The sequence below is a fragment of the Actinoplanes siamensis genome, from assembly GCF_016862395.1.
Lineage (GTDB): Bacteria > Actinomycetota > Actinomycetes > Mycobacteriales > Micromonosporaceae > Actinoplanes > Actinoplanes siamensis.
In genome coordinates this window covers 94,424-117,327 of sequence record NZ_BOMW01000029.1, presented here as the reverse complement: position 1 = coordinate 117,327, position 22,904 = coordinate 94,424, and the positions used below count along the sequence as shown (strand labels likewise).

Sequence of the window (22,904 nt, the reverse complement as noted above, 5' to 3'; positions counted from 1 at the left end):
CGCTTCCAGCGGTGCGGCCCACGACGCTGTCCCCGTAGACCAATCGGCAGAGTCGATGGACTCAAAATCCATTCAGTGTGGGTTCGAATCCCACCGGGGACACCAGAAATATCATCTCGCGGACCGCCCTGGCGAGCGTCGCATTCACCGGTGACCATGCGGTGACACGCCGGAAACATTCACGCAGGTCAGGGCCTCTGGGGACGGTCGCGCCGCGGACCGCCGGGAGCCGCCCGCGGCGGCCTCCCGGCAAAGACATTCCGCCATTCCCGGTACGCCCATTGCTCCGTACCGGAAACGGTCTTTCCGTCCCCGCCGGCGTTGCCCCGGCACGCTCCCGCCGGACCACGGCGCGGCCGGCGCGGCCCCGCCGGGCAATCTCGGCGTTCCACCCGCCGCCACCTCCCCCGGGTGCTGTCATGGCAGGGACAGCATCAGCGGGAGGCCTCATGTTGTGGTCCGGTTCCTCGGCACTGACCGTCACACGCGGAGCGATGTGGGGATTCCTGCTGTTCGCCGCCGCCGCCTGGCTGGTCATCGGCTGGAGCGTGCTGCGGCTGGAGCCGGCCGGGATCGCCGCGGTGGCCGGCCCGGTGGTGCTGTTCGGAGCGGTCTGCGAGGGACTGCGCGCGCTCGCCGGGACGAGGACCTGGTGGCTGAACGCCGGCCTGGCCGCGGTGTTCGCCGCCACCGGAGCGGCCATGCTGTTCAGCGACGACTCCGGATGGACCACCACGGCCTCGCTGACCGGCTGGTACCTGCTGGTGCGCGGCGCGGTGGACGTCGCTGTCGGAATCATGACGCGCGGCTCGGACCGGGTGTGGAGCCTGCTCGTCACGGTCGGGGTGCTGGAGACCACGCTCGGCTTCGTGGCGGCCGGCCCGCTGGCGCGCGACGCCGGGAGCGTGGTGGTGATCCTGGGCGGGCTGGGCGTGCTGCGCGCGGTCGCCGACCTGGTCACGGCACTGCGGCTGCGGGAGATGGCGGCGAAGGGCCGGGACGTCCTGGAGCTGCCGCCGGAACGGGCCACCGGGCTGGCCGGATACACCGCCGGGCACACGGACGTCGAAGGTTCGATGCGCAGACCGGCCAGGCACCGCGCGCGGGAGACCACCACCACGCACGCCGAGAGCTTCCACGACCGGGTGGTGCGGACCACGGCGGATCTCGACGCGATGCTGGCCGAGGCCGGAATCACCGGCCCGCGGCCCGGGGCGCCGGCGCCGCCGGAGAGCGCCGGGCTGCCCGCGGTCCCCGACAGCCCGGCGGGCATCGAGAGCACACCCGCCGCGAACGCCGCCAAGCCGGACCGCCCGGCCGGCGGTCACTAGTAAGTCCTGTCCCCGGCTTCGCCGGTGGTGGGTCCGTCACACGGCCGGTCGCCAGGCCGGGAGCCACCACCGGCGAAGCCTCAGGCCTGCGCCGGCCTCCGGTGGAGCCGGGGCCGGGCGGTCAGGCTCCGACGCGGCGCAGCAGGCCCTCCTGGACCGCGCTGGCGATGTGCCGGCCGTCCCGGGTGAACATCCGCCCACTGGCAAGCCCGCGGGACCGGCTGGCCGACGGGCTCGCGCTGTCGTAGAGGAACCACTCGTCGGCCCGGAACGAGCGGTGGAACCAGAGCGCGTGGTCCAGGCTCGCGCCGACCACACCACCGGGTCCCCACACCTCGCCGTGGTACGACAACACGGCGTCCAGCAACGACAGATCCGAGGCGTAGGTCAGCGCGCACGCGTGGATCAGCGGGTCGTCCGGCAGCTTGCCGTCCACCCGCATCCACACCCGCTGCTGCGGCTCGGCGTCCCGGTCCCCGGGCGGCACCCAGCCCGGCTGGCCGATGTAGCGCACGTCGACGGCCTGCGGGCTGGCGTTGAACACGCTGCGGCGGCTCGGATACCTGGCCACCCAGTCCCGCATGGTGGGCACGTCCTCCGGCGCCGGCACCCCGGCCGGGGCCGGTTCATGGTGGTCCAGACCCTCCTCCGGCACCTGGAACGACGCCGACATGAAGAAGATCGTCTTGCCGTGCTGCTTCGCGGTGGACCGCCGGACCGAGAAGGACCTGCCGTCCCGGATCGTCTCCACATGGAACGTGATCGGTTCGGTGGGGTCGCCGGGCCGGACGAAGTAGCCGTGCAGCGAGTGCACGAGCCGGGCCGGGTCCACCGTCCGGCCCGCGGCGACCAGCGCCTGCCCGGCGACCTGGCCGCCGAACACGCGCTGGGCACCGGTCTGCGGGCTGTCACCGGTGAAGGTGGCCGCGTCCACCTGCCTCAGGTCCAGGATCTCCAGAAGCTGGTCGACGGCGGCTTGACCCTGCAGGGGCTGCGTCATACGACCGACGGGTCCACGAGGGAGCCCAGCTGGTGCACACGCAGCGTGTTGGTGGAACCGGGCGCGTTCGGCGGGGAGCCGGCCACGACGACCACGTACTCGCCGGGCTTGGCCAGGCCAAGGCCCAGCATCTTCGCGTCCACCTGGCGGAACATGTCGTCGGTGTGCTCGACGAAGTCGGTCAGGAAGGTCTCCACACCCCAGCTCAGGGCGAGCGTGTTGCGGACCTCGGCGACCGGGGTGAACGCGTAGAGCGGCAGGTCGCAGTGCAGCCGGGCGAGACGGCGCACGGTGTCGCCGGTCTGCGAGAAGGCGACCAGCGCCTTGGCGCCGATGTTCCGGGCGATCTGCGAGGCGGCGATGGTCAGCGCGCCACCGTGCGTCTTCGGGTCGTGCTGCAGCCGGGCCACGCCCAGCCCGCCGCCCTCGGTGGTGGTGACGATCTTGGCCATCGTGCTGACCGTGAGCACCGGGTACTTACCGACGCTGGTCTCACCGGAGAGCATCACCGCGTCGGTGCCGTCGAGCACCGCGTTCGCCACGTCGGACGCCTCGGCGCGGGTCGGGCGCGAGTTCTCGATCATCGAGTCGAGCATCTGGGTCGCCACGATGACCGGCTTCGCGTTCTCCCGGCACAGCTGCACGGCGCGCTTCTGCACCAGCGGGACCTGGTCCAGCGGAAGCTCGACGCCCAGGTCGCCGCGGGCCACCATGACGCCGTCGAAGGCCAGCACGATCGCCTCGAGGTGGTCGACCGCCTCCGGCTTCTCCACCTTGGCGATCACCGGGACGCGGCGGCCTTCCTCGTCCATCACCTGGTGGACGAGCTTGATGTCGTCCGGCGAGCGGACGAACGAGAGCGCGACCAGGTCGACGCCGAGCTTCAGGGCGAAGCGCAGGTCCTCCTCGTCCTTGTCGCTCATCGCGGGGACGCTGACCGCCACGTTCGGCAGCGAGACGCCCTTGTTGTTGCTGACCGGGCCACCCTCGGTGACCAGGACCTGGATGTCGTTGCCCTCGATGCCGGTCACCTCGACCGCGACCTTGCCGTCGTCGATCAGGAGGCGGTCACCGACCTTGACCTCCTGTGGCAGCTTCGTGTACGTGCACGAGACGCGCTCCCGGGTGCCGACGATCTCGTCGCCGGTGATGACCACCCGGTCACCGGTCTCCCAGCGGTGCGGTCCGTCGGCGAACTTGCCGAGCCGGATCTTCGGACCCTGGAGGTCGGCGAGGATGGCGACCGGACGGTCGGCCTGCTCCGCGGCGGAGCGGACCAGCTCGTACATCTCCCGGTGGTTCTCCCGGGTGTCGTGGCTGAAGTTCATCCGGGCCACGTTCATACCCGCCTCAACCAGCCCGAGCATCCGCTCGGGGGACTTGGTGGCGGGGCCCATCGTGCAGACGATCTTTACGCGGCGTGTCACGGCCATCAGGCTAATCCTTCTCCTGGGGCGGCTCGGCGGCCGACCCCCGTCCTCGGCATGAACTGCGGGTGTCGACGGCGAGGTCAACCCGGGAAATCACGGGTTCGCTGCGTCGTCCGCGGGCTTCAGCGACCGCCGGACCAGCTTATCGGGCGTCCCGGTGGGCTCGTCAGCACATGCCACAACCCCCTTGCCGGCACCCCGGCAAGGGACACTGAACAGCAAAAACAGCAGCCATGCGCCCTGTGCGGGAGGCCGGGGGCCGGGTTGGCCGCAACCACCACGCATGTCGCCGGACGGCGGTGGGAGCGCCGGAAGACAACAGGCGGAGCCGAGTGTCTTCCGGCGCTCCCGTCACGGGCTCACCGGGGGCGAGAAGCCCGCCGGGCGGAGCGAGGCCGGCTACACGGAGAGTGGCTGCTGGTCCGAGCGGACCGGCGCGGGGAGTTCCCCGGAGGCGCCGAGGTAGTCGTGGATCGCGGCCGCCGCGGACCTTCCCTCGGCGATCGCCCAGACGATCAGGGACGCGCCCTTGTGCATGTCGCCGGCCACGAAGACGCCCTCGGCATCCGTCTGCCAGTTGATGTCCGCATCCAGCACGTTGCGCCGGTTGCGGGTCAGCCCGAACTGCGAGAGCAGCGGCTGGTCCTCGGTGCCCTCGAAGCCGATCGCCAGCAACACCAGGTCGGCACGCAGCTCGCGCTCCGAGCCCGGGGTGACGGTGACCTGCCGGACGCCGCCGACCCGCCGCACCGACACGTCGGCCAGCCGGATCGCGACCAGGTTGCCGTCCCCGTCGCCGACGAACTCCTGGACGGCCACGCCGAAGACGCGCTCGCCGCCCTCCTCGTGCGCGGCGTAGTTGCGCAGGATCATCGGCCAGGTGGGCCACGGGTCCCGGATGCCGGCCCGGACCTCCGGGGGCAGCGGGTACTGGTCCAGCTGGGTCACCGACGCGGCGCCCTGGCGGTGCGCGACGCCGAGGCAGTCCGCCCCGGTGTCGCCGCCGCCGATGATCACCACGTGCTTGCCCCTGGCGTCGATCGGCGTGCTGTCCTGCAGGCCGGCGACGATCCGGTTCGCCGGGACCAGGTGCTCCATCGCCAGGTGCACGCCCTTCAGCCCCCGGCCGGGGGTCTGCGGGGTGTCCCGGCCGGCGAGCGCGCCCGCGGCCAGCAGGACCGCGTCGTACCGCTCCCGCAGATCGTCGGCGGTGATGTCGACGCCCACCTCGACCCCGGTCTGGAAGACGACGCCCTCGGCGGCCATCTGCGCGAGCCGCTCGTCGATGACGTGCTTCTCGATCTTGAAGTCCGGGATGCCGTACCGGAGCAGGCCGCCGATCCGGTCGTCACGCTCGTAGACCGTGACCGCGTGCCCGGCCCGCGCCAGCTGCTGGGCGGCGGCCAGGCCCGCCGGGCCGGAGCCGACCACCGCTACCGACTTGCCGGACGGGGCCGGCGCCGGCTGCGGCACCAGGCCGCGCTCGAAGGCGTGGTTGGCGATCTCCACCTCGACCTGCTTGATGGTGACCGGGTCGTCCGCGATGCCCAGCACGCACGCCGCCTCGCAGGGCGCCGGGCAGAGCCGCCCGGTGAACTCCGGGAAGTTGTTGGTGGCGTGCAGCGACTCGATCGCCGACTCCCAGTTCCCGGTACGGACCAGGTCGTTCCAGTCCGGGATGCGGTTGCCCAGCGGGCACCCGTCGTGACAGAACGGGATGCCGCAGTCCATGCAGCGGGTGGCCTGGTCGCGGATCAGCTCCTCGCCCGCGGGCGGGTAGACCTCACGCCAGTCCATGATCCGCACCGGGACCGGCCGCCGCTTGGGCAGCTGCCGCTCGTAGCGGAGGAAACCGTTCGGATCAGGCACTGGTGACCCCCATGACCGCCTCGTCCACGTTGCGACCGGCGGCTTCGGCGGTCCTGATCAGTTCCATCACGCGCTTGTAGTCGCGCGGCACCACAGCGGTGAACTGCTCGACCGCTGCCGCCCAGTCCTTGAGCAGGCGCCCGGCCACCGCCGAGTCGGTCTCCGCATGGTGCTTCTCCACCAGCGAGCGCAGCTGGTCGCGCTCCTCGTCGGTGAGCGGCGCCAGGTCGACCAGCTCCGGATTCACCAGGTTCTGGTCGAGGTCCAGCACGAACGCCTTGCCGCCGCTCATGCCGGCCGCGAAGTTGCGCCCGGTCGGACCGAGCACCACCACGGTGCCACCGGTCATGTACTCGCAGCCGTGGTCGCCGACACCCTCGACGACTGCCGCGCCGCCCGAGTTGCGGACCGCGAACCGCTCGCCCACCCGGCCGCGCAGGAACAGTTCACCGCCGGTCGCCCCGTACAGGATGGTGTTGCCGGCGATGGTGTTCTGCTCGGCGACGAACGGCGCGTCCTCGGACGGCCGGATGATCACCCGGCCGCCGGACAGGCCCTTGGCGACGTAGTCGTTGCTGTCACCGATCAGCCGCAGGGTCACGCCGCGCGGCAGGAACGCGCCGAACGACTGGCCGCCGGTGCCCCGCAGGGTGAACTCGATGGTGTCGTCGGGCAGGCCGTTGCCGCCGTACCGCCGGCTGACCTCGCCGCCCAGCATCGCGCCGACGCTGCGCTGGTCGTTGCGGGTGACCACCTCGGCACGGACCTTGGCGCCCTTGATCAGAGCCGGCTGGGCCAGCGCGATCAGCTCGTTGTCCAGCGCCTTCTCCAGGCCGTGGTCCTGAGCCACCACGCCGCGGCGGGCCGCGTCCGCGGGCAGCTCGGGGACGTACAGGATCGGGGCCAGGTCGAGGCCGCCGGCCTTCCAGTGGTCCACCGCCTCGGCCACGTCCAGCACCTCGGCGTGCCCGATGGCCTCCTCGATGCTGCGGAAGCCCAGCTCGGCCAGGATCTCGCGGACCTCCTCGGCGAGGAACAGGAAGAAGTTCTCCACGAACTCCGGCTTGCCGGTGAACCGCTCGCGCAGCACCGGGTTCTGCGTGGCGATGCCGACCGGGCAGGTGTCCAGGTGGCAGACCCGCATCATGACGCAGCCGGAGACGATCAGCGGCGCGGTGGCGAAGCCGAACTCCTCGGCGCCGAGCAGCGCCGCGATCACCACGTCCCGGCCGGTCTTGAGCTGGCCGTCGACCTGCACGGTGACCCGGTCCCGCAGCTTGTTCAGCAGCAGCGTCTGCTGCGCCTCGGCCAGGCCCAGCTCCCACGGGGTGCCGGCGTGCTTGAGCGAGTTCAGCGGGGACGCGCCGGTGCCGCCGTCGTGGCCGGAGATCAGGATGACGTCGGCCTTCAACTTGGCCACACCCGCGGCCACCGTGCCCACGCCGATCTCGGAGACCAGCTTGACGTGCACCCGGGCGGCCGGGTTGACCATCTTCAGGTCGTGGACCAGCTGCGCCAGGTCCTCGATCGAGTAGATGTCGTGGTGCGGCGGCGGGGAGATCAGGCCGACGCCCGGGGTGGCGTGCCGGGTCTTGGCCACCCACGGCCACACCTTGTTGCCGGGCAACTGGCCACCCTCGCCGGGCTTCGCGCCCTGCGCCATCTTGATCTGCAGGTCGTCCGCGTTCACCAGGTACTCGCTGGTGACGCCGAACCGGCCGGAGGCGATCTGCTTGATCGCCGAACGGCGCTCCGGGTCGTAGAGGCGCTCGACGTCCTCGCCGCCCTCACCGGTGTTCGACTTGGCGCCGAGCCGGTTCATCGCGATGGCCAACGTCTCGTGGGACTCGGCGGAGATCGAGCCGTAGCTCATCGCGCCGGTGGAGAACCGCTTGACGATCTCGGAGGCCGGCTCCACCTCGCCGATGTCGACCGGCGGGCGGCCGGAGTCCAGCCGGAACAGGCCACGGAGGTGACCCGCCTGCGCGGACAGCTCGTTCACCTTGCCGGTGTACTTGCGGAAGACGTCGTACTGCTTGCTGCGGGTGGCGTGCTGCAGCAGGAACACCGTCTCCGGGTTGAACAGGTGCAGCTCGCCCTCGCGGCGCCACTGGTACTCGCCGCCGACCTCGAGCCGGCGGTGCGCCCGCTCGGCCGGGTTCGCCGGGTACGCCTTCTCGTGCCGCGCCTTGACCTCGGCGTGGATCTCGTCCAGACCGACGCCGCCGATCCGGCCCGAGGTGCCCGCGAAGTACCGCTGGAGCAGCTTGTTGTCCAGGCCCACGGCCTCGAACACCTGCGCGCCGCAGTACGAGGACACCGTCGAGATGCCCATCTTCGACATGATCTTCAGGACGCCCTTGCCGAGCGCCTTGACGTAGTTGCGCACCGCCTTGCGCGGGTCGATGCCGGCCAGGGCCCCGGTGGCGATCAGGTCGTCCACGCTCTCGAAGGCGAGGTACGGATTGACCGCCGCCGCCCCGAAACCGATCAGCACCGCCGCGTGGTGCACCTCGCGGCAGTCGCCGGACTCCACCACCAGGGCCACCTGGGTGCGGGTCTGCTCGCGCACCAGGTGCTGGTGCACCGCGGCGGTGAGCAGCAGCGACGGGATCGGCGCCAGGTCCGCGTTGGAGTCGCGGTCGGAGAGCACCAGGATGCGCACGCCGTCCTCGATCGCCTCGGACACGTGCCGGCAGATCTGGGTGAGCCGCGCCTTGATCCCCTCGGCGCCGTCCCGCAGCGGGTACAGCCCGGAGACCCGGACCGCCTTGAAGCCGGGCAGGTCGCCGTCCTCGTCGATGGAGAGCAGCTTGGCCAGCTCGTCGTTGTCGATCACCGGGTACGGCAGCACGATCTGCCGGCAGCTCGCCGGTCCCGGGTCGAGCAGGTTGCCCTCCGGGCCGATGGTGGTCGCCAGGCTGGTGACCAGCTCCTCCCGGATGGCGTCCAGCGGCGGGTTGGTGACCTGCGCGAACAGCTGGTGGAAGTAGTCGAAGAGCAGCCGCGGGCGGGTGGACAGCGGCGAGATCGGGGTGTCCGTGCCCATCGAGCCGAGCGGCTCGGCGCCGGTCCGCGCCATCGGCGCGACCATCACCTTCAGCTCCTCCTCGGTGTACCCGAACACCTGCTGGCGCCGGGTCACCGAGTCGTGCGTGTAGATCACGTGCTCGCGCGGGGGCAGGTCGGCGAGCTCGATCAACCCGGCGTGCAGCCACTCCGCGTACGGCTCGGCCGCGGCCAGCTCGGCCTTGATCTCGTCGTCGTGCGCGATCCGCCCGGCCGCGGTGTCGACCAGGAACATCTTGCCCGGCTGCAGGCGCCCCTTGGCGACCACCTCGGCCGGGTCCAGGTCGATCACGCCGGCCTCGGAACCGAGCACGACCAGGCCGTCGCGGGTGTGCCACCAGCGGCCCGGGCGCAGGCCGTTGCGGTCCAGCACCGCGCCGATGACCGTGCCGTCGGTGAACGCCACCGCGGCGGGGCCGTCCCACGGCTCCATCAGGCTGGCGTGGAAGCGGTAGAAGGCGCGGCGCGCCGGGTCCATGCCCGGGTCGTTCTCCCACGCCTCCGGGATCATCATCAGCACCGAGTGCGGCAGGCTGCGGCCGGACAGGTGCAGCAGCTCCAGCACCTCGTCGAAGCTGGCCGAGTCGGACGCCTCCGGCGAGTTGATCGGGAACAGCCGCTTGATGTTGCCCGGCAGGTTCCTGGTGGCCAGCAGCGCCTCGCGGGCGGCCATCCAGTTCTTGTTGCCCCGGATGGTGTTGATCTCGCCGTTGTGGGCGATCAGCCGGTACGGGTGGGCCAGCGGCCAGGACGGGAAGGTGTTCGTCGAGAACCGCGAGTGCACCAGCGCGATCGCGGAGGCGACCCGCTCGTCGGTCAGCTCCGGGAAGAACTCCGGCAGCTGCTCGGGCGTGAGCATGCCCTTGAACGTGATGGTGCGCGAGGACAGCGACGGGAAGTACGCCGGGACGCCGCGCTGCGAGGTCTCCCGCTCGGCCTGCTTGCGGATGCAGAACGCCACCCGGTCCAGCTCCAGGCCGGACAGCTGCTCACCGGCCGGGCCGGCGGGCGAGTCGACGAGCCGGTGCGCGGCGATGAAGACCTGCCGGATCGCCGGGCGCGCGTCCTCGGCGGTCGCGCCCAGGCCGGCCGGGCTGACCGGGACGTCCCGCCAGCCGAGCAGGTCGCCGCCCTCGACCAGGGCGTACTTCTCGAAGACCTTGACCGCGCGGGCGGCCTCCTCCGGATCGGTCGGCAGGAACACCAGACCTGTCGCGTAGTGGCCCGCGGCGGGCAGCTCGAAATCGGTGATCGCGCGGTAGTACTCGTCCGGGACCTGGATCATGATCCCGGCGCCGTCGCCGGTGTTCTGCTCGGCGCCACGCGCGCCCCGGTGGTCCAGGCGGATGAGCGCCGACAGGCCCTTCGCCACGACGTCATGACTGCGACGGCCGTGAATGTCAGCAACAAAGGCCACGCCGCAGGCGTCACGTTCATACGCCGGGTCGTACAACCCCTGGGGGTGCGGATATGCCACCGGGCCTCCTGTCGTCTCTGGTGTTTCAGATCAAGGTCGGGACGACGTCGGCCCTGCAAAGTCTCTTGAGTCTACGTTAAGAGACACTGATCTCCGCCAGGTGCGGTTTGATCACACCCAGCCCCTGGATCTCGGCTTTGTGTGGACGACCTGAATAGCACAGCCGCACCGCGGACCGGTAGTCTCGCGCGATGGCACGAGCGGATTCCGACCACTTCGACCGGCTCGAACAGTTCTACGACGCTTTGCCCCGGCCATGGGCCCGGACCGAGGAGATCGGTTCCCTGGTGCTCTTCGTCCGCGAGGGCGAGGGCTGGCCCTACTATGCCCGCCCGCGGCGGGGCGCGCCCACACCGTCCGCGGCCGACCTCACCGACTGCCGGGCCCGGCAGCGCGAGCTGGGCCTCCCGGAGGCGTTCGAGTGGGTCCACGAGACCACTCCCGACCTGCTCGCGGTGGCCCGTTCGGCCGGCCTCGAGGTGCTGCTCGCGCCGCTGCTCAGCCTCGATCCGCAGGCGCTGGTGCCGGACCTGCCGGTGCCCGGGGCGACGATCCGGGCGGTCGACCCGGGCGCCCCCGGCTTCGCCGCCGACCTGAACGCGTCGCGGGCCGTGGCCCGGCTCGCGTTCGCCGCGCCGGCCTATCGCTCGCCGCTGGAGATCGCTGAGAAGACGCTGGTCATCGACGGTGCCGGACCGTCCGAGCGGGACGCCGCGGCGGGCCTCGCGCTCAGCGACGCCGCGGTCGGCGAGACCGGGCGGATGCTGGCCGGCGGCGACTACGAGATCGTCGTGGTGGAGTCGCCGGAGGAGGGCGTCCTGGCGACCGGGACGAGCCAGCGGGTCGGCGACGTGGCCGAGATCGCCGGGGTGGCCACGCTCCCGTCGGCCCGAGGCCGCGGATACGCGTCACAGCTCACCGCCACGCTGGCGCGCAACCTGCTGCGCCGCGGCGCCCACCTGATCTTCCTGTCCGCCGGCGACGACGACGTGGCCCGCCTCTACACCAAGGTCGGCTTCCGCCGGATCGGCACGGCGTGCGTCGCGGAGCCCGCCGCGGCGCCCCTCTGAGGCAGGGTCCCGCGACTCGCTCACACTTCCCATGATGTGGTACGCGGTAAGCACCGTTAGCAAATTCGGTCGTTACCGCACGGCAACCGGCAGGCCACCGGGGCGGGGCGGGTGAACTCCACCTCCTCCCCGGCTCCCTGGCGGCGTGTCCTGGGCCGTCGAATCTCCCCCGGTTCAGCGGGGCGACGAACGGCCGGACACGACAGCCCTCTGCTCTGCGGAGTATCGGCAGGGTGGGCGTGGTACGCCGTATTCGTCTCCGCACCCGGCCGGCCCTGGCGTCCGGGGTGCCGTGCCTCATGCCGGCCGGCATGGCGGTGTTCGGAGAGCGCAGCTCGTCGGCCCAGCAGCGGGCCGGGGAGCAGATCGGCCGGCTCCAGGTGCTGACGCGTCAGGTCATGGGGCTCGACTCCCGGGACGCGCACCTCGCCGCCATGGCCCGCGACCTCGGCGAGATCGCCGGCTCGTTCCGCTACCGGGCGGGCCGGCGCCGGGGCGTCACTCGGGTGGCGACCAGTCCGGGACCGTGTCGACGGTGCGGCCCAGCAGGCGCGGGCGCATGTGGTTGAGAGCGGCGTCCCGCGCCCGCAGCGCGAGGCGCCCCCGGGCCTGCACCACAGCGGACATCCGCCGGCTCTGCCGGACCACTGTCGCGGTCCGCGGCTGCCGCAGCCGGGTGTACCCCTCGATCGCCCGGGTCAGGGCCTCCCCCGGCGCCACGCCGGCGAGCAGCGTGCGCAGCGTCGCGGCGTCCTCGAACGCCAGGCAGGCGCCCTGCCCGAGATGGTGCGGCATGGCGTGCGCGGCGTCGCCGATCAGCAGCACGCCACCAGGTCCGGACGGGAACGCGTACGTCCGGGGCAGCGGCCGCAGCTCCCGGACGCCCTGCGGGACGAGTTCCTCGGGCCGGGTCAGCGACAACAGCTCGCCGACCGGCTCGTGCCACCCGGCGAACCAGCGTTGCAGCAGCGCCAGCTGGGTGGCCGCCGGCTCCGGCCGGGGCGCGCCGGCCGCGGTGGCGACCCAGTAGATGCCGCCCTTCCCGGCGGCGTGCGCCCCGAGCGGGATGGACACGAAGCGGTACCCGGCGCCGAGCGTCTCCCCGCCCAGCGCCTGCCCCTGCGAGAGCTTCGGCACCCGGTAGCCCGGGATCACCGCCTGCCAGGCCGCGAACCCGGAGCCGACCGCGGCCGACTCGGGCGCCAGCGCCGCCCGGATCCGGCTGTCGATGCCGTCCGCGGCGACCAGCAGGTCCGCCTCGATCAGGCCGCGGCCGTCACCGACCGCGGGGCGCTCGCGGCGGCCGGCGCGCACCGTGGTCACCTCGAAGCCGGTCCGGATCTCGGTCTCGCCAAGACCCGCCACCAGCGCGTCGTACAGGTCCTCCAGGTGCACCACGGCCGGCGCCGGGTCACTCGCGCCGGCCCGCTGGCGTGGCGGCACCAGCCACTGCCCGTCCGGGCGGCGCACCCCGCCGTCCGGCAGCGGCGACGCGATCGCCGACCACCCGCCGTCCGGATCGAGGGCGTCCAGCGCGCGGCGGCCGTTGGGCCAGAGGACCATGGCGGTGGGCGGGGCGGCGATCCGCTCGGCGCGCTCCAGGAGCGTCACCCGCCACCCGGTGCGGGCCAGCGCGCCGGCCGTGGCCAGACCGGCCATCCCCGCGCCCACCACCACGGCCGTACGCATTCCGGATCAGCGCTCGTCGGTGATCGGGCCGGTCACCGGCTCGTCCTGGGCGGAGTCGGAGGACTCCGCCGGCTTCGCGGGCCCGGCGGGCTCCGGAGCGAGCACGCCGGTCCGCTGGTACTCCCGGAAGCGTTCCTCGCTGACCACCTGGTAACCCGCCGGGGCCTTCTTCGCGGCGGCCGGCGCGGAGACGTCCACCGCGGAGACCCCGGACTCGGCGTCCGCCGCGTCCGGGGCCGGCGCCTCGGTCGGGGCGTCGATCGGCACCACGTAGGCCCGGGGGCCGCGCATCACGACGAAGTAGATCGCCGCGCCCAGGAACACCACGATCGAGGTGAACACGTTGAGCCGGATACCGAAGAAGTGGTTCGCCTCGTCGGTGCGGAGCATCTCGATCCAGCAGCGGCCCGCCGTGTACGCCATCACGTACAGCGCGAAGGCCCGACCGCGGCCGAACTTGAACTTCCGGTCGAGCAGCCAGACCAGCCCGCCGACGCCGACGTCCCAGAGCGCCTCGTAGAGGAAGGTCGGGTGGTAGAGATCCGGGCGGGTGACCGGCTCGCCGTCGATCATGGTGGCGTGGCCCGGGTTCGCCGAGTCCATCTCGTGCACCTGCAGACCCCACGGGACCGTGGTGACCCTGCCGTACAGCTCGTTGTTGAACCAGTTGCCGAAGCGGCCCAGGGCCTGCGCGATCGGCAGGGCCGGGGCCAGCGCGTCGGCGAAGACGCTCAGCGGCAGGCCCATCTGGCGCGACGCGATCCACGCGCCGACCGCACCGCCGGCCACCGCCCCCCAGATGCCGAGACCGCCCTCCCAGATGTAAAGCGCCCGGACCGGGTCACCGCCGGAGCCGAAGTAGTCCTGCGGCGAGGTGGCCAGGTGGTAGAGCCGGGCGCCGATGATGCCGAACGGCACCGCCCACACCACCATGTCCAGCGACGCCCAGGGCGCCACGCCACGGTGCCGCAGCCGCTGCTCCATCAGGAGCGTGGCGACGACCATGCCGGCGATGATGCAGAGCGCGTAGGCCCGGAGCGGGAACGGGCCCAGGTGCCACACCGACGTGGTGGGACTGGGGATGAGGGCGTAGTTCACGGGTGCACACGCTACCGTCGCGAGGCCCGTTGGCAATGCCCAGGGAGACCCCGGCTCAGGGCCAGAGCTGTTCCCTGAGCCAGGAATCCGCCGTTCGGCGGTAACGCAGGCGCACGTGCCGGCGGCCCGGGTCACCCTGCCAGAACTCCACGCCGACCGGGTCGACCGCGTACACGGCGTGGGCGGCCGGCACGAAGTCCGGGTCGGCGGCGATCAGCCGCTCGGCCTCGGCGCGCGCCGGCCCCTCGTTCTGCGGGTCGGTCACGACGTCGCTCTGCGCGCTGCTCAGCATCGCCAGCCGGGAGAGCGGCGAACGCGCCAGGAAGTCCTCGGCCGCGGCCTCCGGACCAAGATCAATGACAGTTCCGCGTACGCGGACCTGCCGGCCCTGTTCGCGCCAGTAGAAACCGAGCGCCGCGGCCGGTCGAGCGCCGAGCTGCCGCCCCTTGGCGCTGGTCCGGTCGGAGGCGAAGTGCCAGCCCCGCTCGTCCAGGTCGCGCAACAGCAGCACCCGGACATCCGGCAGCCCGTCCTGGTCCACCGTGCTCAGGCTCATCACGTGCGGCTCGCGCACCCCGGCCGCCACCGCCTCGCCGAACCAGCGCAGGAACAGCTCGCGCGGCTCGGCAGGGGTCCGGCCGAGGTCGAACCTCGGCAGCTCGCCGGCCATCGCCGGCAGGGTGCGCAGCAGCCAGCTGATGTTTCCCATCAGCGGTCGCGCACTCCCTCCGCCAGCTCCGAGCTGAGGTCGCGCAGCCGGCGCAGGCCGGTGGCCCGGTCCGGCGCCTCCAGCACGCTGCGGATCAGCGCGCTGCCCACGATCACCCCGTCGGCGAACGCGGCCACCTCGGCGGCCTGCGCGCCGGTGCCGACGCCGAGGCCGACGCCGACCGGCATAGCCGGGTCGACCGCCCGCACCCGGGCGACCAGCTCGGGCGCCTGGGAGGAGACCGTCTTGCGGGCGCCGGTGACGCCCATCAGCGCGGTGGCGTAGACGAAGCCCCGGCAGTTGGCCACTGTCATCGCGATCCGCTCGTCCGTCGACGACGGCGCGACCAGGAACGTCCGGTCGATCCGGTGCCGGTCCGACGCCGCGATCCACTCGCCCGCCTCGTCCGGGATCAGGTCGGGCGTGATCATCCCGGTGGCCCCGGCGGCGGCCAGGTCGCGGGCGAACGCGTCCACCCCGTACTTCTCGATCGGGTTCCAGTAGGTCATCAGGACCACCGTGGCGCCGGCCGAGGCGACCGCCTCGATGATCTTCAGGGTGTCGCGGGTGCGCACCCCGGCGGCCAGCGCGATGTCGCTGGCCTTCTGGATCACCGGGCCGTCCATCACCGGATCGGAGTACGGCAGCTCGACCTCGATCACGTCGCAGCCGGCCTCGTGCATCGCGATCATCTGCTCGATGCTCTGGTCGACCGTCGGGAAGCCGGCCGGCATGCAGCCGACCAGCACCGCCCGGTTCTCCGCCCTGGCCTTCGCGAAGGTGTCCGCAATGCTCACGTGTTCTCCCCCGGGACGACGGGCTCGACCTTGTCGAGGATGCCGAAGTAGGCGCCGGCGGTGTGCACGTCCTTGTCGCCGCGGCCGGACAGGTTCACCACGATGGTCGGGGTGCGGCCGAGCTCCTCGCGCAGCCGCGGGGCGATCTTCGCGGCGCCGGCCAGGGCGTGCGAGCTCTCGATCGCCGGGATGATCCCCTCGGTGCGGCAGAGCAGCTGGAACGCGGCCATCGCCTCGTCGTCGGTGACCGGCTCGTAGACCGCCCGGCCGGTGTCGTGCAGCCAGGCGTGCTCCGGCCCGACCCCCGGATAGTCCAGGCCCGCCGAGATCGAGTGCGACTCGATGGTCTGGCCGTCCTCGTCCTGCAGCAGGTAGGTCCGGTTGCCGTGGAGCACCCCGACCGAGCCGCCGGTGATCGACGCCGCGTGCCGGCCGGTCGCCACGCCGTCGCCGCCGGCCTCGAAGCCGAACAGCCGGACGCCCTCGTCCGGGACGAACGCGTGGAAGATGCCTATCGCGTTGGAGCCGCCGCCGACGCAGGCCGCGACCGCGTCCGGCAGCCGGCCGAGCTGGTCCAGGCACTGCTGCCGGGCCTCGACGCCGATGCCGCCGACGAAGTCCCGGACGATCTCCGGGAACGGGTGCGGGCCGGCCGCGGTGCCGAGCAGGTAGTGCGTGGTCTCGACGGTGGAGACCCAGTCCCGCAGCGCCTCGTTGAGCGCGTCCTTCAGGGTGCGCGAGCCGTTGGTGACCGGCACGACGGTGGCTCCGAGCATCCGCATCCGGGCCACGTTGAGCGCCTGCCGCTCGGTGTCGGTCTCGCCCATGTAGACCACGCACTCGAGGTCGAGCAGGGCGGCCGCGGTCGCGCTGGCCACGCCGTGCTGGCCGGCGCCGGTCTCGGCGATCACCCGGGGCTTGCCCATCCGCTTGGCGAGCAGCGCCTGGCCGAGCACGTTGCGCACCTTGTGGGCGCCGGTGTGGTTGAGGTCCTCCCGCTTGAGCAGGATCTCCGCGCCGAGCGCCGCGGACAGCCGGTTCGCCCGGTACAGCAGCGAGGGCGTGCCCGCGTAGTTGAGCAGCAGGTCCTGGAAGGTGGCCTGGAACTCCGGGTCGCTCTTGGCCGACCGGTACGCCGCCTCCAGCTCGTCGAGCGCCTTGATCAGCGCCTCCGGGACGAACCGGCCGCCGTACCGGCCGAAGTGCCCGGACAGGTCCGGCAGCCTCTCGACGCTCATCGGACCGGCCGCGGCGTGGCCGGGTGGTTCCCGGCGTTGACCAGCTCGGCCACCGCGTCACGCGGCGACTTCTGGGTGACCAGGCCCTCGCCGACCAGCACCGCGTCGGCGCCGGCCGAGGCATAGCGGATCAGGTCGTGCGGGCCGCGGACCCCGGACTCGGCGATCTTCACGACGTTGTTCGGCAGGCCGGGGGCGATCCGCTCGAAGACCGACCGGTCCACCTCGAGGGTGCGCAGGTCCCGGGCGTTCACCCCGATGACCTTGGCGTTCGCCTCCAGCGCCCGGTCCGCCTCCTCCTCGTTGTGCACCTCGACGAGGGCGGTCATGCCCAGCGACTCGATCCGCTCCAGGAGGCCCACCAGCGCGTTCTGCTCCAGCGCCGCGACGATCAGCAGCACCAGGTCGGCGCCGTGCGCGCGGGCCTCGTGCACCTGGTAACTGGAGATCACGAAGTCCTTGCGCAGCACCGGGACCTTGACCGCGGCACGGACCGCGTCGAGGTCGTCCAGCGAGCCGCCGAACCACCTGCCCTCGGTGAGCACGCTGATGCACCGGGCGCCGCCGGCCGCGTACTCCCCGGCGAGCTCGGCCGGGTCCGGGATGTCGGCCAGCGCGCCCTTGGACGGCGACGACCGCTTCACCTCGGCGATCACCGCGACGCCGGGCTTGCGCAGCGCCGCGTACGCGTCGACGGCCGGCGGCGCCGCCGCGGCCCGCGCACGCACCTGCTCCAGCGGTGTCTGCGCCTGACGCGCCGCTACGTCCTCGCGCACACCGGCGAGGATCTCCTCGAGAACGTTCTGCGGCCGTGCGGGACCGCCACTGCCCGCTTCCGCCTGATCGGATGTCACGTAATGACTCCCCTCTCCGGGTGTCTTCGGCCCGATGCTAGGCGGCGAGGCCGGTCCCCGGCCTCCCGGGGTATGGCGCGCCTCACGAGGTGGACTGGGGCATAATGCCAGGCTGCCCGGCCCGCGTGTCAGTTCGCTCACATCGACCGCCGTCCTTGTACCGCGCTGTGCAGGGACACCTCCACCGAACGGCCGACGCCACTTTGCGTTGACAGGCGTGTCACCGTGCGGAAATACGACTCCGGCATCGTATGACTCGGGCAGACTTGTCCACGGCGTCGACGGCGCCGCCACCCGGACGATGATGCGGAGTCGACCAATGGCCACTGATCAGACCCCTCAGGCAGCGGGTTTCGCGGAGGTGTCCCGGACCCTCGTCGCGATCGCCGCGGAGGTGCTGACCGGCGTGCAACGCGCGGTGGTGGGACCCGGCAACGTGCGTACCGCTCGTGACAATGCGTGGTCGGCGATCGAGGCCGACCGGGCCCGGGCACAGGCCCGCGCGGACACCAGCCGGGCGGTGGCCGAGATCGTCGCCACCGGCCCCCGGCGGACCGTCGCGGCGGCCCGTCACCGGGCCCGCGCGGTCGCCGCTACCGTCCGGTAACCCCCGAACCGGGCGGAAGATATCCGCGCCGAGCGCGAAAAGCTCTCAAACGGTCGGATCGTCGCCCCGGTCCAGGGCGTCCCAGGCAGCGCGGTTGTCGGTGGGCTCCAGCGCGGAGCTCGGCCGATCGACAGGGGTGCCGGTAGGGGCCGGCCGCCGTTCGTACCGCGAGCTCATCGCCGCCCAGAGATGGCCGTGCCGCGCGGCGAGCAGGCCGCCCAGCGCGATGGCCGCGCCGCCCAGCCCGCAGGCGGCCGGCCAGACGACCGCCCCGGCGCCGGCCTCGCCGGCGTCCAGACCCACCCGGGCCAGCACCGCGCCGGCCACCACCCCGACCCCGGCGAGCAACAGCAGGATGCCGAGCACCCGCCGGGCGACGCCCTTGGTGGCCAGCAGCGCGCCGGTCCCGGCCAGCGCCACCACGGCCAGGCCGACGAGCCAGGGCCGCGCGTCGGCGCCGGTGCGGGCGGTGCTCAGGTCGGACAGGCCGGTGCGGTGCTCGACGGTCAGCGACCACGTCCGGGTGACGGCGAACAGCGCCAGCCCGGCCCCGGCCAGGCAGGCCGCGATCGCGGTGAGCTGGGTCCGGCGGTTCATCGGGCCGCGCGCAGGGTCTCCGCGGCGGCGATCGCCGCCAGGACGGCCGCCGCCTTGTTCCGGGTCTCCTGCTCCTCGGCCGCCGGATCGGAGTCGGCGACGATGCCGGCGCCCGCCCCGACGTACGCCACGCCGTCCTTGAGCAGCGCGGTCCGGATCGCGATCGCCATGTCCATGTCCCCGGCGAAGCCGAAGTAGCCCACCGTGCCGCCGTAGAGACCGCGCCGGGTCGGCTCCAGCTCCTCGATGATCTCCATGGCCCGGACCTTCGGCGCGCCGGAGAGCGTGCCGGCCGGGAACGTCGCGGCCAGCGCGTCGAAGGCGGTCCGGTCCGCGCGGAGCCGGCCGACCACCGTGGAGACGATGTGCATGACGTGGCTGTACCGCTCGATCCGGGCGAACTCCGGCACCTCCACGCTGCCCGCCTCGCAGACCCGGCCCAGGTCGTTGCGGCCCAGGTCGACCAGCATGACGTGCTCGGCGCGCTCCTTCGGGTCGGCGAGCAGCTCGGCGGCGAGCGCGGCGTCCTGCTCCGGAGTGGCTCCGCGCCAGCGGGTGCCGGCGATCGGATGCAGCAGCGCGGTCCGGTTCGCGCTGACCTTGAGATGCGCCTCCGGCGAGGAGCCGACGATGTCGAAGTCGTCGAAGCGCAGCAGATACATGTACGGGCTGGGATTGGTGGCCCGCAGCACCCGGTAGATGTCCAGCGCGCCCGCCTCGGTGGGCCGCTCGAACCGCTGGGCCACCACGATCTGGAAACCCTCGCCGGCCCGGATCGCCTCCTTGGCCCGCTCCACCGACTTCTGGTAGTCGCCCGGCACGGTGCGGCTGACCGGCTCGCCGGCCGGCACCCGCTCCACGGTGGACACCATCGGCGGGGTGGGCCGGGACAGCGCCGTGGTCATCGCGTCCAGCCGGCCGACCGCGTGGTGATAGGCCGCGCGCCGGGCGTCGTCGTCCGCGTCCTCGGCCAGCACCGCGTTGGCCACCAGCAGCGCCGAGCCCTCGTGGTGGTCGAGCACCACCAGGTCGGTGGCGAGCATCATGCCCAGCTCGGGCAGCGGCACGTCGTCGGCCGCGACGGCCGGCAGCCGCTCGAAGCGGCGGACCAGGTCGTAGCTGAGATAGCCGACCATGCCCCCGGTGAGCGGGGGCAGGTCGCCGTCGGCCGCGGCGCCGCCGGTCAGCGCGGCCACCGTCTCACGCAGCGCCACCACCGGGTCACCGTCGCGGGGGACGCCGTCCGGCGGCGTGCCCAGCCAGGCGGCCTGTCCGTCCTTCTCGACAAGCGTCGCGGCGCTGCGGACCCCGACGAACGAGTAGCGCGACCAGGCCAGGCCCTGCTCGGCCGACTCCAGCAGGAAGGTGCCCGGGCCACCGGCCAGCTTGGTGTAGACGCCGACCGGGGTCTCCCCGTCGGCCAGCAGCTTGCGGGTGACCGGGACGACCCGCCGGCGAACCCGGAGGAACCCGGCCTCGTCGGGCAACGTGGCTCCGCTGGTCATGACGCCTCCACTGGCAGCTCGTCGGTGAAACAGGTGTGCGTGCCGGTGTGGCACGCCGCCCCAGTCTGGTCGACGGTGAGCAGCAGCGCGTCCCCGTCGCAGTCCAGTGCCACCTTCCGGACGTGCTGGTGGTGGCCGGAGGTGGCGCCCTTGACCCAGTACTCCCCGCGGCTGCGGGACCAGTAGGTGGCCCGGCCGGTGGTCAGCGTGCGATGCAGCGCCTCCTCGTCCATCCAGGCCAGCATCAGCACGTCGCCGGTGCCGTGCTCCTGGACGATGGCGGCGACGAGGCCGTCGGAGGTGCGCTTGAGCCGGGCGGCGATAGCCGGGTCGAGGTAGGTCTTGGCGTCGGACACGAGCCCGATTCTCCCGCATCGCCGGGGCGGCTCCGCGCGGGATCCGCCGGATCCACGATCCGGTCACAGGGGATGTGCCGGGCCGATCCGACCGGTACCGTCGGCGGGGCGCTGTACCGCCTAGATTCCCTCATCGCCCGCCGCCGGTGTGTCCGCGCAGCTCCTAGCCGGGTGGGCGGGCCTCGCGACGGGAGTGGTTTACCGATGGAGCCCACGTCCAGTTCCGACAACGACCGGCCCGCGCCGGGACTCGCCCGCTTCTGGCAGGTCCGGCCGGATGCCGGCGCGGCCCCGGACGAGCCCGCGGGAGAGGAGGCGCAGATGGTCGCGCTCGGCTCCCGGCGCGCCGCCGACCAGCTGGAATCCGGCCTCCCGGCACTATCCGCCGACCTGCTGGCCGGCTCCTCCCTGCCGTTCGGCAGGCGCGCGGCGCCCCCGCTCGGCCCGGTCGCCTCCGCGCACGGCCCGGCCGGCTCCAACGGCTTCCACGGCGACCCGGGCGGTCTGCCCCCGAACGATCCGTTCGGACTGCACCGCGCCAATCGCCACCCCGGTCCCGGCCGCGCTGACCAGGGCGGACGCTCGTCCGACCGGGACCGGCACGGCGATTCTGATCACTCGGTGCCGTCGGGCCCGCAGCCCGAGCCCGGCCAGGACGTAGAGTCCCAGGGGCCCGAGGCGCAGACACCCGGACCGGAGACCTCTTTCGGGGGATTCCGGCTCGGCGGCACCGGGCGCCTCCTCTTTGGCGGGCGGGCCCCCGACGCGCATCCGGGCGTCAACGGGCACCCCCTCGGGGCGGAGCCATCGGCCGCGGAGGAGACCCGGGTCGCCGGGGACGGCGGTGCCCAGGTCGCCGGACCACCGGCCGACGAGCAGTCCACCGGTACGACACCGGCGGACGAGCCGGCGGACCTGGCGCCGCCGGAGGCCGGCCAGGATTCCGCCGACGAGGCGGGACCACGCGACGAGAACGGACGTGAGGACATGAACGGACGGGCAGGAGCCCCCGGCTACGCACAGGCCGGCGACACGCCGGGCTACGCACCGGCCGGTGACGCGGGCCCGGACGAGGCGCCCGGGGCGGACGGCGGCCCGCTCGACGAGCCGGCCGAGCCGCGGTCGGCCGCCGGCTGGGCGTCGGTCCCGGCGCAGCCGCCGACCTCGGGCGGTCCGGCCGGGCCGGTCTCCGGCGCGCCGGTGTCGCCCGGTTACGCGCCGGCGCCGTACCTGGCCACCGACTTCACCCCGGACCACCCGGCCGGCACGCTGGAGCCGGCCGAGCACGCGGCGGAGCAGCAGCCGGTCCCCGCGCCGCTCGACCCGGCCGCGTCCGCCGCGCCGGTCTCCCCGGCCCAGCCCCAGCCCCCGGCGCAGCCGCCGGCCCCACCGGCCACCGGCTCGGCCCCGGTGCCGGCACCCGCGCCGGATCTGCAGTTCCCGGCCGTGCCGCCGGCGCCCGTCCCGCAGATCCCGGCCACCCGCACGCCGCCGGACCTGCCGCCCGCCCCGGAGACCGGGTTCGCGTTCGGCTCGCCGGCCACCACCGGTTACAGCCTGGGCCGCTCCGGCGAGGCCTTCGGCGTCGCCTCGGTCACGCCGGCCACGCCGCAGACCGGCTCGGTCACCCCGCCGCCGCTGGAGTTCCAGCCGTACCCGGAGTCCGGCCTGGCCGGCGTCTCGGTGAGCAGCATCGGCCGGCGTGGCCTGGCCGAGGAGGAGCCGCACCCGGCGCCGGCCGCCCAGCGCTCGGCGAGCCTGGAGGACGCCGAGCCGGTCCGCCGGCCGGGCCGCCGCGCGGCGCAGGACGACGACGATCTCGGCGTCGACCCCGCCCTGGCCGGCGAGGAGGGGACGATCATCCGCCCCACGGTGTGGGACGAGGACGCCGCCCGGCACTTCCGCGCCGCCTGGCACGAGGTGAAGGCGGAGTTCGTCGACGACCCGGTGAACGCGCTGACCCGCGCGCACGACCTGCTCACCGACGCGGTCAACGAGCTGACCGAGGTGCTGCTGGCCGAGCGCGACGAGCTGGACCCGCTCCGCGGGACCGACACGCCGGACACCGAGAGCATGCGCATGGCGATGCGTGGCTACCGGGAGTTCCTCGACCGGATCCTGTCCCTCTGACCGCGCCACCGTTCGGGTGAAGGCGGGCGGCCCCCGGCACGGGGCCGCCCGCCTTTCTTTGTCACCCCGGGCACCGAG

At 73.1% G+C, this 22,904-nt stretch carries 17 protein-coding genes and 1 tRNA gene; 5 read left to right on the top strand and 13 right to left on the bottom strand.

Annotated features, from left to right (window positions below; translation table 11 throughout):
* Positions 1–28 precede the first annotated feature (28 nt).
* Both Asi03nite_RS16590 and Asi03nite_RS16585 read left to right on the top strand, forming a co-directional pair.
* Positions 29–105 (top strand) — tRNA-Leu (locus Asi03nite_RS16590).
* A gap of 344 nt (positions 106–449) precedes the next feature.
* Positions 450–1,331: a hypothetical protein gene (locus Asi03nite_RS16585; RefSeq protein WP_203680735.1), complete on the top strand. Its 882-nt coding sequence runs from the start codon at positions 450–452 to the stop codon at positions 1,329–1,331.
* Between the two features lie 121 nt (positions 1,332–1,452).
* Here the strand turns inward: Asi03nite_RS16585 and Asi03nite_RS16580 are convergent, their stop codons facing one another.
* The 4 genes from Asi03nite_RS16580 to gltB all read right to left on the bottom strand — a co-directional run bounded on the left by Asi03nite_RS16580 (position 1,453) and on the right by gltB (position 10,176).
* The gene (locus Asi03nite_RS16580; RefSeq protein WP_203680733.1) at positions 1,453–2,331 is read right to left on the bottom strand and encodes an acyl-CoA thioesterase; all 879 of its coding nucleotides are present in this window, start codon (positions 2,329–2,331) and stop codon (positions 1,453–1,455) included.
* The gene (gene pyk, locus Asi03nite_RS16575) at positions 2,328–3,764 is read right to left on the bottom strand and encodes a pyruvate kinase (RefSeq protein WP_203680731.1); all 1,437 of its coding nucleotides are present in this window, start codon (positions 3,762–3,764) and stop codon (positions 2,328–2,330) included. The genes Asi03nite_RS16580 and pyk overlap by 4 nt, the downstream gene beginning before the upstream one ends.
* A 396-nt stretch (positions 3,765–4,160) precedes the next feature.
* Positions 4,161–5,630, bottom strand: coding sequence for a glutamate synthase subunit beta (locus tag Asi03nite_RS16570; protein ID WP_203680729.1), 1,470 nt, complete (start codon positions 5,628–5,630; stop codon positions 4,161–4,163).
* Positions 5,623–10,176 carry a glutamate synthase large subunit gene (gltB, locus tag Asi03nite_RS16565; protein ID WP_203680727.1) on the bottom strand — a complete coding sequence of 1,518 codons (4,554 nt, stop codon included), beginning with the start codon at positions 10,174–10,176 and terminating at the stop codon, positions 5,623–5,625. Before gltB ends, Asi03nite_RS16570 begins: the two co-directional genes overlap by 8 nt.
* A 191-nt stretch (positions 10,177–10,367) precedes the next feature.
* On the opposite strand from gltB, the gene Asi03nite_RS16560 reads away from it, so the two are divergent.
* The gene (locus tag Asi03nite_RS16560; protein WP_203680725.1) at positions 10,368–11,246 is read left to right on the top strand and encodes a GNAT family N-acetyltransferase; all 879 of its coding nucleotides are present in this window, start codon (positions 10,368–10,370) and stop codon (positions 11,244–11,246) included.
* Positions 11,247–11,744: 498 nt separating this feature from the next.
* On the opposite strand, the gene Asi03nite_RS16555 is transcribed toward Asi03nite_RS16560, so the two are convergent.
* From Asi03nite_RS16555 to trpC, 6 genes are read right to left on the bottom strand one after another with little or no spacing between them, the layout of a single operon-like run.
* Positions 11,745–12,935 (bottom strand): FAD-dependent oxidoreductase, encoded by a 1,191-nt coding sequence (locus Asi03nite_RS16555; RefSeq protein WP_239102730.1) that lies wholly within the window; start codon positions 12,933–12,935, stop codon positions 11,745–11,747.
* Positions 12,936–12,941: 6 nt separating this feature from the next.
* Positions 12,942–14,033, bottom strand: a complete 1,092-nt coding sequence (gene lgt / locus Asi03nite_RS16550) for a prolipoprotein diacylglyceryl transferase (RefSeq protein WP_239102729.1) — start codon at positions 14,031–14,033, stop codon at positions 12,942–12,944.
* 55 nt (positions 14,034–14,088) lie between these two features.
* The gene (locus Asi03nite_RS16545) at positions 14,089–14,742 is read right to left on the bottom strand and encodes a pyridoxine/pyridoxamine 5'-phosphate oxidase (protein ID WP_203680723.1); all 654 of its coding nucleotides are present in this window, start codon (positions 14,740–14,742) and stop codon (positions 14,089–14,091) included.
* Entirely contained in the window at positions 14,742–15,539 is a 798-nt protein-coding gene (gene trpA / locus Asi03nite_RS16540) for a tryptophan synthase subunit alpha (protein ID WP_203680722.1), read from the bottom strand. Before trpA ends, Asi03nite_RS16545 begins: the two co-directional genes overlap by 1 nt.
* Entirely contained in the window at positions 15,536–16,777 is a 1,242-nt protein-coding gene (gene trpB, locus Asi03nite_RS16535) for a tryptophan synthase subunit beta (RefSeq protein ID WP_203680721.1), read from the bottom strand. Before trpB ends, trpA begins: the two co-directional genes overlap by 4 nt.
* A complete protein-coding gene (gene trpC / locus Asi03nite_RS16530) occupies positions 16,774–17,631 on the bottom strand; it encodes an indole-3-glycerol phosphate synthase TrpC (RefSeq protein ID WP_203680720.1) in 858 nt (285 codons plus the stop codon). The genes trpB and trpC overlap by 4 nt, the downstream gene beginning before the upstream one ends.
* 319 nt (positions 17,632–17,950) lie before the next feature.
* Between trpC and Asi03nite_RS16525 the strand changes: the two genes are divergently transcribed.
* Positions 17,951–18,238 carry a hypothetical protein gene (locus Asi03nite_RS16525; protein ID WP_203680719.1) on the top strand — a complete coding sequence of 96 codons (288 nt, stop codon included), beginning with the start codon at positions 17,951–17,953 and terminating at the stop codon, positions 18,236–18,238.
* Between the two features lie 45 nt (positions 18,239–18,283).
* On the opposite strand, the gene Asi03nite_RS16520 is transcribed toward Asi03nite_RS16525, so the two are convergent.
* The 3 genes from Asi03nite_RS16520 to hisI are packed head-to-tail and all read right to left on the bottom strand — an operon-like array spanning position 18,284 to position 20,696.
* Positions 18,284–18,835: a Trp biosynthesis-associated membrane protein gene (locus tag Asi03nite_RS16520; RefSeq protein ID WP_203680717.1), complete on the bottom strand. Its 552-nt coding sequence runs from the start codon at positions 18,833–18,835 to the stop codon at positions 18,284–18,286.
* Positions 18,832–20,340, bottom strand: a complete 1,509-nt coding sequence (locus Asi03nite_RS16515; protein WP_203680716.1) for an anthranilate synthase component I — start codon at positions 20,338–20,340, stop codon at positions 18,832–18,834. Before Asi03nite_RS16515 ends, Asi03nite_RS16520 begins: the two co-directional genes overlap by 4 nt.
* Positions 20,337–20,696, bottom strand: a complete 360-nt coding sequence (gene hisI / locus Asi03nite_RS16510) for a phosphoribosyl-AMP cyclohydrolase (protein ID WP_203680715.1) — start codon at positions 20,694–20,696, stop codon at positions 20,337–20,339. The genes Asi03nite_RS16515 and hisI overlap by 4 nt, the downstream gene beginning before the upstream one ends.
* Before the next feature lie 204 nt (positions 20,697–20,900).
* On the opposite strand from hisI, the gene Asi03nite_RS38535 reads away from it, so the two are divergent.
* A complete protein-coding gene (locus Asi03nite_RS38535) occupies positions 20,901–22,826 on the top strand; it encodes a hypothetical protein (RefSeq protein WP_203680714.1) in 1,926 nt (641 codons plus the stop codon).
* Positions 22,827–22,904 lie beyond the last annotated feature (78 nt).